We start from the raw sequence: 13,526 nt of genomic DNA on the forward strand, positions 1-13,526 counted from the left end.
CGCGACGTCGGTCATGCGAACTCCCTGGGTGTGTCGAGCGGATCGGACGAGAGGTGGTGGCCGCGCAGCCAGTGAGCGGTGATCCAGGTGCCGGCGGCCGCGAGCAGTACCGAGACCCCGATCAGCGGCGGAAAGCCGGCGGCTCCGGCCACGGCCAGCCCCGCCGAGCTCATCGCGAGCCGCAGGACCCCGAGCACGGAGATCTGCAGCGTGAAGTCCGTGGCCGCGGTGGCAGGGCGGGCCAGGTCCATCGACACGGTGTAGACGCACACCCCCATCCCGCTGTAAGCCGCGGTAACAGCCAGCACGGCCCCCGCGTCCAGCACCGCCGTGGACCCGCCCAGCGACAGGGGCAGCAACAGCGCCAAGGCGAACACCCAGAACACGCCGACGGCGAGCGCGGCCCGGCGCCGGCCCAGCCGGGTGACCAGAGCGCCGACGCCGAGCCCGGCCGCGAGTCCCACCAGGCCGGACAACGTGCCCTGCACCAGCGCGATCCGGTCCAGCGACCAGCCCGCGGCCAGCAGCATCGGCACCTGCACCGCGGTGGCCACGTACCCGCCGATCGCGAACACCGGCACGACCAGCAGCGTCCACGTGCGCACCCGGCGCTGCCGGAACAACGTCACCACCTCGGCGAACGGCAGCCCCCGCCGGGCCGGGTGCCCGTCAGCCGGTTCGGTCGTGCACAGCAGCACCCCGAACGGCACGAGGAACAGGGCCGCGAGCACGCCGATCGTCACGCTCCAGCCCGCGTGCGAGTACAGCAGCAGTGCGCCACCGGAGCCGAGCACGATCGACACACCGGCCATCCCGGTCTGGATACCGTTGCCCAGGCCCCGGTCCCGCGGGGGCAGCAGCCGCACCGCCAGCCCGTTCATCGCCGTGTCGTGCACCGCCGACACCGCCAGCCCCACGGCCATGAGCGCCAGCACCACGGGCAGATCCCCGACCGGATCCAGCGGGACCAGCGTGAGCCACACCAGCACGAGCACGAGCTGGGTGAGCACCAGCCAGCCGCGGTAGTGGCCGAGCGACCCGAACCGCACGCGATCGACGAGCGGTCCCACGAGGAACCGGCCCGCATACAGCAGTCCCAGCAGGTTGATCAACGCCAGCTGCCCGAGGCGCACCCCACCCTGCAACAGGATCGTGTTCAACGCCCCGAAGAAGAACGAGTAACCGATATCGGCCACCAGGTACAGCGCGGCGATCGCGGTGAACCGCCGCCGTCGCGACAACGCCGGTGGCCCGGCACCGGTCACCGCCGGCGGCGGTGATCCCTCGACACGCTCGACCATCGGCATCCTTCTGTCGACTGACTGACCGCCAGTCACATTAATGAACATGATTGTCGATGGCAAGCCGCTTGGCGGCGGCTCCGCCGGAACGGTCACAATGAGCGTGGTCAGCCGCCTGGTGGCGGCAGCACGAGGAGGAAGGACGATCGCGTGAGGCAGCGCACGGAGGCACCGGAACGACGCCGCGGCGACCTGCTGGACGCCGCGCTGCAGATCGTGCTCGACAAAGGGGTCGCCGGGCTGACCGTGGACGAGGTGACCGTCCGCGCCGAGGTGGCCAAGGGCACCTTCTACCTGTACTTCCGCTCCAAGGAACAGCTCCTGGGCGCGTTGCAGGACCGGTTCGTCGACGACCTCGCCGCCCGGCAGCAGGCCGAACTCGACCGGCTCCCGGCCGGCGACTGGATGGGCCGGCTGCTGCACTGGATGGAATCCAGCATCCGCGGCTACCTCGCCCACGCCGACCTGCACGACGCGCTGTTCCACCACCCCCGCAGCGCGGACGCCGCCGGCCGGCCGAGCGCCGGGCACGGCCAGGCAGCCGACCCCGCGATCAACCAGCACGCAGCCGCACTCGCGGACCTCCTCGAAGCCGGCAGCGCAGCCGGCGCCTTCGCCCTGACCGACTTCCACGCCGCCGCGATCCTGCTGTACAACACCATGCACGGCACCGCGGACTACCTGGTGGAGCGGGCCGGCCGCCACGAGACGACCGACCCCGCCACAGACCTCGTCCGGACGGTGATCGCCGAAAGCCTGAACCTCTGCCGCCGCTACGTCGAGCCCGCGGGCTGAGTGCGGGCGGTGCTCACCGACGACGGTCGCCGATTGTCCACACTCGACATGGTCGGTACACAGTGGACTCCACCGGCCGGTCCGGACGCCGCCGTCCGCTCTCCGTGACGCGGCAGGACGCCGGGATGCCGGCGAGCTCGCCGCCTTGATCAGCCGCGAGAGCGAGGAGTTCATGCGCGCTCGCAGGTGATGCCGAAAGCCGGCTGAGGGAGCGGGCAGCCTGGCGGCCGTCATCGCCGGCACCCCGCCGCGCCTTGGCCGCGCCGCCGGTCAGCGGTCGGCCGCAGGCGGGCAGAGGGAGGTGGCCGGCTCAGCCGCCGTGGACGTCGGCCGGTCGTTGCCTGGACGGTGGCCCGGAGCCGCCCGGCCCGGTTGTCCCGGTGAGGGTCGCCGATGCCAGCTTCGCCACGAGCGCGGCCGGTGCGCCGTCCTCCGTGAACAACGCGCGTTGACGCGCCGCGCCGGTTTCCCCGGCCTGTACCGCGGCGAGCTGCCGGTTGATCGTCGCGACGTCCCCGTTGGCCTGCAAGGCCGGCCGGACGTACTCCAGGAGCCGGTCGACGAGCACGTGCTGCGGGAGAACCTGCCCGGTGAAGGGGTCGATGCCGTGGCCGGGGTAGCCGCCGCGAGCCGCGGCGGTGAGCGATGCGGCGACCAGGGCGGTCCGGACCGGCCGGGGCGCGACGCCGGCCCGGGCCTCCGCGAGGATCGTGACCACGAGGGCGCGGATCAGCCCGGCGAGCAGCACCGCGTCTTCGGCGGTCAAGCCGACGTCGGCGACCCGGATCTCGACCGTCGGGTACTTCGGCGAGAGCCTGGCGTAGTAGTAGACGCCGTTGGCGTCCGATGCCTCACCACGGCGTACCGCGGCGTCGACGCTCGCGGCGTAGGCGGTCGCGTCCGGCCAGTCCAGCGGCGGTTTCGCGGTCGGCCAACGCGACCACAGCGGGTACCGCCCGCTGGCCCAGCCGGAATCCTCGTCGTGGGCGAGCGGCGAGTTGGCGCTGATGGCGAGGAGGGGAGCGAGCCAGGGGCGCAGGCCGGCCAGGACCCGGACGCCGAGTCCGGGGGACGGGATGCCGACGTGCACGTGGCAGGCGCACGTGCCGGCTTCCGCGAGGAGGGCGGGGTACCGGGCGGCCAGCGTGCGGTACCGCGGTTCGGCGGTGACGCCGGGCAGGCCCGGCAGGTCGCCGCACGGGGGCGTCCCGGACGCCAGCACCAGGCAGCCGGCGTGGCCGGCCGCGTCCGCCACGAGCCGGCGCAACCCGAGCAGGTCCGCCCGGATTCCGTCGAGGCCGGTGTGGATCGCGGTGGCGGTTTCGATCTGGAACCGCAGGAACTCCGGCATCACGGCGGGTTCGCCGTCGAGCAGCTCCAGCACCCGGGGCGCGGCGAGCGACACGCCACCGGTCGCCGGGTCCGCGAGGACGAATTCCTCCTCTACGCCGAGCGTGAGGTCGTTCCTTTCCGGCAGGGAAAGTCGCACGTGCACGGTCAAGCTCCGTCCCTCGTCCGGATCGCCAGTCTCACCGGCTCGCCCGCACCCGAGTAGGGCCTCAGGTCACCATCGCGGAACCTTCGGCCTTTCCGCGGGCCGCGCCGGCCCCCGGTCGCCCGCGGCCCGTCTGGGCATCGCCACCGCAGACTCCGCATGATCAGTGCGGGCCGAGGCGATGGGTGCTCACGGTCGGGTCGTCGAGCCGGACGTCGCGGGAGGACGGGTCCGGGTGGGGCTGCCGGCTCAGCTTGAGGGTGGTGACGCCCGGGAAGAGAAAGCCGCCCGGTGCTCCGCCGATCCCGCGGTCGCGCGGCAGCGGCCGGCCTGCCGAAGCCGGACTTCGTGCAGAGCCGGCGGCGCCGGAGTTCCCCGGCACCGGCGACGTGCGCGCCGACCTGATCACCCAGCGGCGGACCATCCCGGACCCTCCCGGCTGACTCCGGCCCGCGGTGCGGAACTAGCGCAGGGCCAGAAGGTCCGAGAGGGACATGTCCGGCCGCGTCTCACCCTTGGGTGGTGCGTTTTCGCCCTTCGCGTTGAAGAAGCCGCCGAAGACCGCCATGCACCACATCTGGGGGTCGCCGCAGAGGGGAGTCGAAACCGCCCAGCATGACACGACGTTTTCGGCGGTGGCGAAGTTCAGCGCCGTCATGTCGGTGCTGCGGGAGGCGGCCAGTTCGATCTGGTTCATCACATCGTCCCTTTCTGTGGAATCAGTGAGCAGTGTCAGTCTAGTAAAATGACGCTGACCGGAGTCTCCGAAATCCGAGAAAGTTTTGGCGGCCGTTGCCGTGTGCTGCCATCAGCCTCGATGTGGCCGCTGACCTGCGGAAACCTGGTTGCTGAGGGATTCCCTTCGCGAGTGTCGTGAAGGGTTCTTGGTTGTGCTGCGCGCCGATATCCTTGCCGCAGCCGGCGGGGCGTTCGTGGGGGATTCCCTCTTCGGTTGTGTCAGCGTGTCGATGTGATGCGCACTCCGTTCACTATCGTTGCGTGCTGCCCGGGTGAATCCTTGAGCGAGGGTTCGAGATGTCCGGAAACGAGGAACGAGGAGTTCAGTGAACACTGTCGAAGTTGCGGCGAACAAGCAGATCGCCGCCGATGGTGGCGTGCTTTCGGCGCTCCACCTGGCCGATCGGCTCTTTCCGGTGGGCTGCTTCGCCGCGGAGCATGCCGCGCTGACCGTCGCGCTCGCGGGTGTCAAAGCCGCACGCGCGGCGACCGACCGCGCGGCGGAAGCCAATTTCGCCAACCAGGCTCACAACGTGCTCGGAATCGTCGCCGCCGCCGCCCACGGTGGCAAGTACGTCGACGAGCAGCCGGTCAGCCTGCGGTTGCACGGTGGCAATCTGTCCGCCACCGCGCTGGCGACCCTCCGTGTCGGTTGCTGATCGAGCTCCGAGGAAGAGTTCGAAATGAACCGTATTGGCGCGCGTACGCGCTCTTCAGCGCGGCGAAGCAGGTGCGCGGCGTCGGATAGCCGCCGTTCCGGGTGATCTCGCAGTTCGCCGGGATGCGTGCCCGCGCGGGCATGGCCATGTCCTCGATTCCGCGCGGGCACGCGCATTCATGCGGTTTGCGCCCTCGAGTTCTCCGGCGGTGCCCGACGAGACGGGACACGTTTCCCGATGAGGGATTCCCTTCGCGGCACTTGGGCGCGGTTGCCTCGTCGTGGCATGCATCCATAGCCTGGCTTCAGTAATCAAGCTGACATCGAATACGACGTTGCCGGTGTGGCAGACCTGGAACCGCTGGATTACTTCACGTTGCAGCACGTTCGTTCGGAGGCACCGCCGGATCGGGGAGGACTGTCCGTTGCGGACATCCTTGTCAAGAGATAGGAGTACTTCAATGACACGTAAGCTCACCGAGAAGAACTGGTTCAACCGGGGCCTGGGCGTCACGGTGGCGGCAGGCGCCATGCTGGCGATCACCGCCCTGCCGGCAGCCGCGGCGACCACCACCACTGCCCGGCCGGCGGCTGGCGGGACAACCGCGACGTCGTGGGGAGCGACTCAGCAGGAAGCCATTGAGAACGCATTCGAGTTTTGCGTCGTCACCCTTCACGGGACGAGCAAGCTCACCGTTCCCATCGTGACCACTCTTCAGCCGGACAAGCGGTGGAAGGCTACCGTTTCGTGCATTTACGAGCTTTGACCATAGGGCAGGGAAGCACGGCAACCCTGATGGGGCGGCTGAGGGCGCCTTCCGCGGCCCAGCCCGGCAAGGTCGCCTTCGGCCGCCTCCCTCCGGGACCACCCGATCGGGTGGATCTTCGGTGTGGGGTCCACTGCGGACGACCGCGAGCGGGGCGCTCCCGAGCCGGTTGTGTCCACAATGCGACCATGCACGCCGACCGCATACCCGCCGTCTGCCAGGAGATCGTTCGCGAGATCGTCGACCGGCGGCTCGGGAAGCCCCTGGTGCTCGTCTGCGGCCCCAGCGTCGATCTCGGCGGCATGGTCGAGGAATTGCTCGGGTTTTGCCGGAAGGCGGGAGGCGACGACGACACGCAAGTTGTCGCACTTTCCTCCGCCGAGCTGGTCGCCGGTGTCCACATCCCGAAACGCGGTGCGTCCGGCGATGCCGGAACGACGATCCTGCTCGTCAACGACGCGCACCGGATGCGGCCTGAAGTCCTGGGCACCTTCGCGGAAGCCGTGGGCCGGCTGGCCGGTACCAGCCTGCGGTGCGTGTGCGTCGTCCCGCTGCCGGTACCGCGCCCGGTGCGCGCCCGGTTCGGTGCCGCGTTCGCCCGGCTGCAGGAAGAAGGCCTTGTCCGGCAGGTGATCCTGCGTCCGCTCCGGCGGTCCCGGATGGCGGAACACGTCATGGAGGTGATCCAGGCTCGCCCGGACCCGGATCTGGTGACCCGGCTGTGGGAGCTGACCCGCGGCTGGCCGGGCGCGGTCGCCGTCTCCCTGACTCTCATGAGGGAGCAGGGCTTGATCCGGACGGTCGACCGGCACGCCTACCTCGACGGGTACCGGAACCCCGTGCCGGCGACCCGGCACGCGCTCGTGCAGGCGCTGCACGACATGGAGGAACCGGTGTGGGGCGTGGCCAAGGCCATCGCGGTGCTGGGCCCGATGGGCGAGGCCGCGCCCGGCCTGGCGGCACGAACCATGGACCTCCGCGAAGACGGCGTACGAGCCGCCCTCTTCGTTCTGGAGCAAGAGGGCGTGCTGCAGTACCTGCCGGCGACCTCGGCGTGGCGGTTCCGGATCCCGCTGGTCGCGGCCACGCTCAGGACCGTGGTGGGCCCCTACGAGCGGCGTCGGCTGGCACGGACCGCGGTGCTCGCGCTGTGGTCCGGAACCGCCCGCTGCGACGATCCCCACTACCTGCCCGACCGCCTCGCCGAGGCCGGCCGGATGGTCGACCCCGAACGAGCCGCCACCGAGCTCCTGGCCGCCGCGAAGCGGTCTTCGGACGGCGAGGTGGCCGAAGACCGCGCAATCTCCTGGCTGCTTGCTGCCGCGAAGCTCACCGCCGACCGGGCGCAGCGCACCGCGATCCTGCACGCGCACACGCGAGCTTGCTTGGCCGCCGGGCGCGCGGATCTTGCCCTGGAATCCTCGGACACCCTCCTCCGCGGCCACGACGACGAGCTGCCCGCCGGCACGCTGCCCGGCATCTGCCTGATCCACCAGGTCGCTCTCTACCAGGCGAACCACGTTGAAACGCTGGAGAAAGTCGCCCGTGGTGAGTGGTGGCCGTGGCCGGGGACGCGGCTGGAGCGCGCCGTCTGCCGCGCCCACGCGTTGTCCCTGCTGAACCGCTGGAAGGAGGCATCCGAACTGCTCGAGCAGGTCAGGAGGGACGAGGAAGCCGGCTCGGTGGCCGGCTACGTCGGGTACATCTCTCCGATCACGTCGCTGTGGCTCGGCCGGGCGGAGGAATTCGGCGGGGACGTCGAGGCTCTCCCGCGCCGTCACGCAGCAGGTGACAACACGGTCGGGCAGATCGCCTGCCACACGAGTGCGCTCCTGGCTCTCGGCGAGCATCGGCAGGCGGAACAGCTCCTGTCCGGCACGCACCAGCCGCCCGAACTGCTGGGGCTGGCCGCGCAAGCAATCCGGCTTGCCCACCAGGGCCGGGCGAGGGAAGCTTTGGAGCTCACGCGCAAGGCCATCGCCCACAACGCACCCCACGGCTGTGATGCCTACCAGACCGTCATGACCTTCACCGCCGCGACGCTGCAGCTGTACCGTGGGCACCTCACCCGGGCAAGGGAGCTGGTCACGGCTGCGCGCTCGCGCCGGCCGTCGCTTTCCCACGTGCTGGTACTTCCCGAGGCCGAGTACACCGCGTTGACGGACGATCCGGTCCAGGCCCAGGCTCTCCTCCTCGATGCGCTGGCCGAGGCCACCGACGCGGGCATCGTCGCCCTCACCGACAACCTCTGGACCGCCCTGGCCGACCTCGCGGTGCGCACCGGCGCGATCGACCCCCTGCCGACCTACCTGCAGCACCTGGACGAGGTCGCCGCACAGATGGGGACCGGACAAGCCGAGGTGCACCGGTTGTCACTCCAGGCGCTGGTGCACGGGGACCGTGCCGCCGCGGACGCCGCACAGCAGCTCTTGCGGCGCCGGGCCCAACCGCTGGAACAGGCCGCAGGGTTCGAACGGCTGGTGCGGTACGGCGTCGCCGAACCGCAGCTGCTCGCCGAGAGCTACACCCTCTTCGGGGACCTGGGCGCGTTGATGAGCCGCGCACGGCTTCGGACGTTGATGCAGGAACACGGAGTCAGGGTGCCCGGAAGGCAGGCGACCCTCGTGGAGAACCACCACCTGCTCGCTCTGCTGGTGACCGAGGGACTGAGCAACAAGCAGATCGCGACCGCCCTGCACACGAGCGACAAGAGTGTGGAAGGCCGGTTGTCGAGGCTGTTCTCCTACACCGGCTGCCGGTCCCGGGTCGAACTCGCCACCGCAATGCTCACCGGCAAGCTGGACTTTTGAGTCAAGCGACGGCGTGGGCAATCCGGCCTTCGTGGCTGGCCCTCGCCAGGTCGACCCGTGACCGGCACCCGGTCTTCGCGAACAGCCGCGAGAGCTGGCTCTCCGCGGCTTTCTCGCTCACTCCGAGCGCCCCGCCGATCTGGCGGTTGGTGAGGCCTTGCCGCACGAGCGCGATGAGGCGCCTCTCGCCGGCGGTGAACGTCTCGCCACCCACGCGACTTCGCGGTGCGGCGACACCTCGGTCGTCGAGCCAGCGCATGACGTTCAGGTGCATCCGGTCGCCACCGAGTTTCTTCGCGATCCCATAGGCCTCGTGGAACCACGGTTCCGCGTCTTCGGCGGTGAATCCGGCGATCAGGCACGCGCGCTTGAGGTCGATGAGCGGGCCGGTGTTCCGGACGAGCGCCACAGCGCGTACGGCGCTGTCGTGGTCGTGGCCGGCCAGCGCCCGCGTCATGAGCTCGGAGATGTCCAGCCCGGTACCGCCGTACCTGGCCCGCCACCACCGGATCTCGGTGTGCAGGGTGTGCAGCCGCACGCCGTCCTGCGCGCTTTGTTCGAGGTAGACCAGGCGGTTGAGGAACCAGTGGACTCCCACCCGGCCGATGCCCCCGGCCGTTTTCTTGATCTCCTCGTACGCCGCCCACCCGCGAGCGCGCGCCTGATCGTAGTCCCCGGACCGGTACAGGTCGCCGACTTCGGCCCAGGCACGCAGTGCCGGGTAGGGGCATTCCGCCCCGCCGATTCCGGCTATTTCGCGGGCTGACGCAGATTCTCCCAGCCACGAAAGAACTTCCGCGGTGAGCAGCCGCGCGACGCGGTGCAGGGCCGTCCGAGTCGAACCGGCGAGCTCGAGCTGCCGCGCGAGTGAGGGGATCCGAGACCAGCTGTCGCCGAGGTAGCCGTGTCGCAAGCGGGTGTACAAAGCGATCGGCCCGCACACGGGTTCGCCGTACTCGGCGCCGAGCGCGAGCTTGAACAGCGCGACCACATCGAGATCTTCGCCCGTGGCCGCGACGGGCGACAGGGTGCCGTGTTCGACATCGAGCGGGCATCCGGTGCGGAAGGGTGAAAAGGCGGCGACCAGCTCTTCGCCCGGCACCGGGAGCCCCGCGAACCAGCGTTCGGTGACGGTCAAGGGGCCCCGGCAGGCCGGATCCGCGGACAGGGCGTCGGCGACGACGGCCGGCACCGGCTGTCCCGTGTGGATGGCCGCCAGCGCGGCGGAGGCCGCGAGTGCGTAGCACGGCCGGTCCACCCCCTCGGCAACGGATTCTGCCACGACCTCCCGCAACGACCGGTAATCTCCGGCGTGGACCAGCAGGTGCAGCACCGCATGCAGGACTCTGTCGCGTTCGGCTCCGGGCAGCAGGTGGCGGAGTGCCGCCCGGTACCAGCGTGCGGACAAGGCCGGGTCGGCGCGCATCACGCGGTCCGCGGCCGTGATCAGCGTGGTCGCCGAACCGGGGGACGGTGGCAGCGCGGCGCCGGCCAGCGAAGCGTGCTCTGCGGCCACCCGCTCCGATGGGGGAGGGTGCTCACCGGCGTTCAGCTGCCGGGCGATCGCGGCGTGCAGTGCCGCCACCGGCTTCGGGCCGAGGTCTTCCAGTACCGCGGTGGCCAGCGCGGGACCGGAGACGGTGAGCACGCCGTCGGCGTCGCTGAGGAGTGCTCCGGCGGCGACCATGCCGTCCACCGCCTCGCCGCACCGGTCGAGGTCGGTGTTCGTGGCTTCCGCGAACGTGACGAGATCATCCATCTCGTACCGGGCGGCTCCCGCGACAACCGCAACTAGTTGCCGGCCCACATCACCGAATCGCGCGACGTGTTCCAGCAGTTCATGTCCTGGCGGCAGGGCGATCGGAGCGGCCGGGTCCGCGAGGCAGAGACGGCCGAGCACCGCGGCGAACCGGTTCTGCTCCCGCAATGTCCCGAATGTTCGGATCACCGTGGCCGGGGTGCAGACCGCCGGTCCGAGCGCGACCCGCAGCACGCCGGCCACGGACTCGTCGACCGGCTCCGTGGCGGCCGTCGCCAGCAGGCTGCCGATGTCCTCGTCGGTCAGCGGAAGCAGGTCGAACAGCCGGTTCGCGGTGCCGAGGAGCGGAGCCGGGGCGGGCGCATCGCGGTCCTCGTGGCAAGTGGCCACCACTGTGCAGCCGGCCTGTACGGCGGCGGTCAGCAGGCCGGGGTCACGCAGCAGATGGGCGTCGTCGACCAGCAGGGCGGCGCGTCCGGTCGCCCGCAGGGCGGAGAACAACCGGGCCAGCTCCGCGGCCAAGGCGGCATGAGCCGGCGAAGCGGTGTAGGCGTGCGGGACGCACAATCGGCCGACGGCAGCCATCGACCGAGTCACCCGCGGGTCCGCGATTCGCGGAAGAACCTTCCGGAAACCGTCGACGACCGCCCAGGCTCCGAACTCGTCCCACTTCGGGCCGTCCTCGACGCGCTGAACCGGGACGACGCAGATCCCGCGGTCGTGCCAGATTCGGCGAATATCGCCCAGAAGGGTGGTTTTCCCCGCTCCCCTTCTGCCGCGGAAGACGACGAGCGCGGCGTCTCCGGCAACCGCGTCGGCCGCTTCGAAGGCGCGCCGCAACCCGACCCCGGCAGCCTGTTCTCCGCCCACCGGAACCTCCTCTCGGCACGGCATTCTCAAGCGTGGTATGGACTTTGCCGACTAAGTCCACAATGTACCCCGGGTAACGGGAACGCCCGAATGGCCGGGCTCTGGCGGCGGTACGGCTGTCGCACCCCGGATGGGCACGTTGCCGCAGCTCCGACGCCCGCCGATCCCGGTCGCGAGCGTCGTGGTGCCCGCGCGGCCGGGCGAAGGGTTCCGAACCCCGCGGAATCGGGCCTGCCGGAACGCGGACCCGCGGGCCCGAGCCCGCTCGATCACTTCCGGACGCCTGGACGGCATGTGTGTGCCGGTTTCGATCAGGGTTTCACGGACCACCGAGGCGAATCCATTGACGTCTGGTCGTCGACCACCACCACTATGATCAAGTCAACCCCCGCCGGCATCCTCCTGAGCCGGCGGCAGGATCTTGAGGAGTGGCCGTGGGACAGCCCAGGGCGAGGCCCGATGTGAGCGGCGATGCCGCGCGACGGGCCTTGGCGCTGCAGTACGTCACGATCGGCTACAACGTGGTCGAAGGCGTCATCGCCATCAGCGCCGGTCTGGCCGCGGCCTCGGTGGCACTGGTCGGCTTCGGGATCGACTCGGGTGTCGAGGTCGTTTCCGCGCTGCTGATCGCGGTCCGGCTTCGAGCCGCGATACGGACCGGCGTTGTCGACGAACGCAAGGAGCGTCGCGCTCTGCGGTTCGTCGCGCTCACGTTCTTCGCTTTGGGGGCCGTCATTTTCGCCGAGAGCGTTCGCGAAATCGTCATCGGAGCCAAGCCCGAGAAATCGTTGATCGGTATCGTTCTGACGGGGGTCTCCATGGTGACCATGCCCTTTCTCGCCGCCGTCAAACGCCGAACCGGACTGGCGATGAACTCGCGGATCATCGTTGCGGACGCGGCCGAAACCCGGCTCTGCGTCTGGCTGAGCGTGACCACGTTCCTCGGCCTGGTGGCTTATGCAGTGCTCGGCTGGACCTGGCTGGACGCGGCGGCAGGGCTGGTCATCGCGCTCTTCGCCGTCCACGAAGGGCGTCGCGCCTGGTCCGGCGAGCTGACGTGTGACGCGTGACCACAACCCGGGAACCCCTGTCGCGGCAATGCCGGAACTGATGGGTGATCTCGGTTGCCCACTCGCCGGTGAGCCCGGTCACGCCGTCACGGTCCGGTAAAGACGGTTGTGTCCGATGTGGGGATATGGTCCGCTGACCCGAATCTCGGTACCCGGACGACTCGCGGCGGGTGCACGCGTGGTCGCAGTGGGTGAAGGGAGCCGGGTTGTTCTTCTTCCTGTCGCGGCTGCTGGCCCGCTGGATGCTCGATCGCGGTTGGCTGCTGCCGGTCGTCGTCGTGGTCTTCGTGTTCGTGACGAGCTGGCCGCTCATGGTGCTGGCCGAACCGGCCGGCAGTGAGCTGGTCGAGCCGGGCAACTACTGGTGGTACTTCGTGGTGACGGCCGCGACCGTCGGGTACGGCGACTTTTCGCCGGGGACCACCGCCGGGCACGTCGTCGGTGGCTATGTCATCGTGGGCGGGATCGCCACGCTCACCTCGGTGTTCACCAGACTCGCTTCGACGCTGGAGCAGGCGAAGGGACGACGCATGCAGGGCGTGAACACAGTGGCGAAGACCGGGCACACCGTCCTGGTCGGCTACACCCCCGGGCGCACCGAGCGGATCGTGGCGCAGCTGCTCGCCGACGACGTGCGCGCGCTCGTCCTGTGCGCCGGGGACGAAGTGCCGGTCCACCCCATGCCCGCGCAGCCGGTGGACTTCGTGCGGGGCGAGCTGACCGCCGCGGACGTGCTGGCTCGCGCCGGCCTGGCCCGGGCGGCGACGGTGCTCGTCGACGTCGGGGACGACAACGAGGCGCTGGCGGTCGCCGTGACGGTCGGCCACGCCGGCCCGGCGGCGCACATCGTGGTCACGTTGCGGGACATGGAACGGGCCGACCTGGTGCGCTACGTGGACTCGCGGATCAGGTGCGTCCCCTGGCACACGCCGCGGATGGTCACCGAGGAGATCACTTCTCCCGGCATCGCGGAGGTCTACACCGAGCTGATGACCGCGGGCGGGGCGGGCACGTACTCCGTCGTCTTGCCGGACTCGCTGGGTGGGCTGTCCGTGGAACGGTGCGGGATCGCGCTGGGCCGGGCCCACGGGGCCACGATCCTCGCCGTGCGGACCGGCGACGCGCTGGTCGTGAACCCCGCCTGGGACGGCGAGCTGCCGGCGGGGGCGACCCTCTACTACGTCAGTCCACGACGGCTGACGGCCGGAGACGTCGCCGACGCGTTGCGCTGAGCCGGTTCCGGTGGCGGTCCCGGGTGCAGGG

General features: G+C 70.3%; 11 protein-coding genes. 6 read left to right on the forward strand and 5 right to left on the reverse strand.

Going from position 1 to position 13,526, the window contains the following annotated elements; genetic code table 11:
• Window positions 1-11: 11 nt before the first annotated feature.
• Complete coding sequence (locus tag ACLJQE_RS24110; RefSeq protein WP_410641597.1) at window positions 12-1,301, reverse strand: MFS transporter; 1,290 nt, start codon at window positions 1,299-1,301, stop codon at window positions 12-14.
• 150 nt (window positions 1,302-1,451) lie between these two features.
• Here ACLJQE_RS24110 and ACLJQE_RS24115 point away from each other — a divergent pair, with 150 nt between their 5' ends.
• Entirely contained in the window at window positions 1,452-2,096 is a 645-nt protein-coding gene (locus ACLJQE_RS24115) for a TetR/AcrR family transcriptional regulator (protein WP_410641598.1), read from the forward strand.
• Window positions 2,097-2,406: 310 nt separating this feature from the next.
• On the opposite strand, the gene ACLJQE_RS24120 is transcribed toward ACLJQE_RS24115, so the two are convergent.
• From ACLJQE_RS24120 to ACLJQE_RS24130, 3 genes are all read right to left on the reverse strand, one after another.
• Window positions 2,407-3,591 (reverse strand): YbdK family carboxylate-amine ligase, encoded by a 1,185-nt coding sequence (locus ACLJQE_RS24120; protein ID WP_410641766.1) that lies wholly within the window; start codon window positions 3,589-3,591, stop codon window positions 2,407-2,409.
• Between the two features lie 163 nt (window positions 3,592-3,754).
• The gene (locus ACLJQE_RS24125; protein WP_410641599.1) at window positions 3,755-4,015 is read right to left on the reverse strand and encodes a hypothetical protein; all 261 of its coding nucleotides are present in this window, start codon (window positions 4,013-4,015) and stop codon (window positions 3,755-3,757) included.
• Between the two features lie 39 nt (window positions 4,016-4,054).
• Complete coding sequence (locus tag ACLJQE_RS24130) at window positions 4,055-4,288, reverse strand: hypothetical protein (protein ID WP_410641600.1); 234 nt, start codon at window positions 4,286-4,288, stop codon at window positions 4,055-4,057.
• Window positions 4,289-4,655: 367 nt separating this feature from the next.
• On the opposite strand from ACLJQE_RS24130, the gene ACLJQE_RS24135 reads away from it, so the two are divergent.
• The 3 genes from ACLJQE_RS24135 to ACLJQE_RS24145 all read left to right on the forward strand — a co-directional run bounded on the left by ACLJQE_RS24135 (window position 4,656) and on the right by ACLJQE_RS24145 (window position 8,564).
• Complete coding sequence (locus tag ACLJQE_RS24135) at window positions 4,656-4,988, forward strand: hypothetical protein (protein WP_410641601.1); 333 nt, start codon at window positions 4,656-4,658, stop codon at window positions 4,986-4,988.
• 460 nt (window positions 4,989-5,448) lie between these two features.
• A complete protein-coding gene (locus tag ACLJQE_RS24140; RefSeq protein ID WP_410641602.1) occupies window positions 5,449-5,754 on the forward strand; it encodes a hypothetical protein in 306 nt (101 codons plus the stop codon).
• Window positions 5,755-5,942: 188 nt separating this feature from the next.
• On the forward strand, window positions 5,943-8,564 hold the full coding sequence (locus ACLJQE_RS24145) for a LuxR C-terminal-related transcriptional regulator (protein WP_410641603.1): 2,622 nt from the start codon (window positions 5,943-5,945) through the stop codon (window positions 8,562-8,564).
• Window position 8,565: 1 nt separating this feature from the next.
• Here ACLJQE_RS24145 and ACLJQE_RS24150 read toward each other — a convergent pair whose 3' ends face one another.
• Window positions 8,566-11,193: a helix-turn-helix transcriptional regulator gene (locus ACLJQE_RS24150; protein WP_410641604.1), complete on the reverse strand. Its 2,628-nt coding sequence runs from the start codon at window positions 11,191-11,193 to the stop codon at window positions 8,566-8,568.
• A gap of 434 nt (window positions 11,194-11,627) precedes the next feature.
• On the opposite strand from ACLJQE_RS24150, the gene ACLJQE_RS24155 reads away from it, so the two are divergent.
• Both ACLJQE_RS24155 and ACLJQE_RS24160 read left to right on the forward strand, forming a co-directional pair.
• The gene (locus ACLJQE_RS24155) at window positions 11,628-12,263 is read left to right on the forward strand and encodes a cation transporter (protein ID WP_410641605.1); all 636 of its coding nucleotides are present in this window, start codon (window positions 11,628-11,630) and stop codon (window positions 12,261-12,263) included.
• Between the two features lie 206 nt (window positions 12,264-12,469).
• A complete protein-coding gene (locus tag ACLJQE_RS24160; RefSeq protein WP_410641606.1) occupies window positions 12,470-13,495 on the forward strand; it encodes an ion channel in 1,026 nt (341 codons plus the stop codon).
• Window positions 13,496-13,526 lie beyond the last annotated feature (31 nt).

Source organism: Amycolatopsis sp. lyj-346, assembly GCF_046548975.1.
Classification (GTDB): Bacteria; Actinomycetota; Actinomycetes; order Mycobacteriales; family Pseudonocardiaceae; genus Amycolatopsis.

Bases quoted from the DNA above. Each gene is read 5' to 3' on its own strand.
- ACLJQE_RS24140 (WP_410641602.1), top strand. From the start codon at position 5,449: ATGACACGTAAGCTCACCGAGAAGAACTGGTTCAACCGGGGCCTGGGC.
- ACLJQE_RS24145 (WP_410641603.1), top strand. From the start codon at position 5,943: ATGCACGCCGACCGCATACCCGCCGTCTGCCAGGAGATCGTTCGCGAG.
- ACLJQE_RS24110 (WP_410641597.1), bottom strand. From the start codon at position 1,301: ATGGTCGAGCGTGTCGAGGGATCACCGCCGCCGGCGGTGACCGGTGCC.
- ACLJQE_RS24125 (WP_410641599.1), bottom strand. From the start codon at position 4,015: ATGGTCCGCCGCTGGGTGATCAGGTCGGCGCGCACGTCGCCGGTGCCG.
- ACLJQE_RS24130 (WP_410641600.1), bottom strand. From the start codon at position 4,288: ATGAACCAGATCGAACTGGCCGCCTCCCGCAGCACCGACATGACGGCG.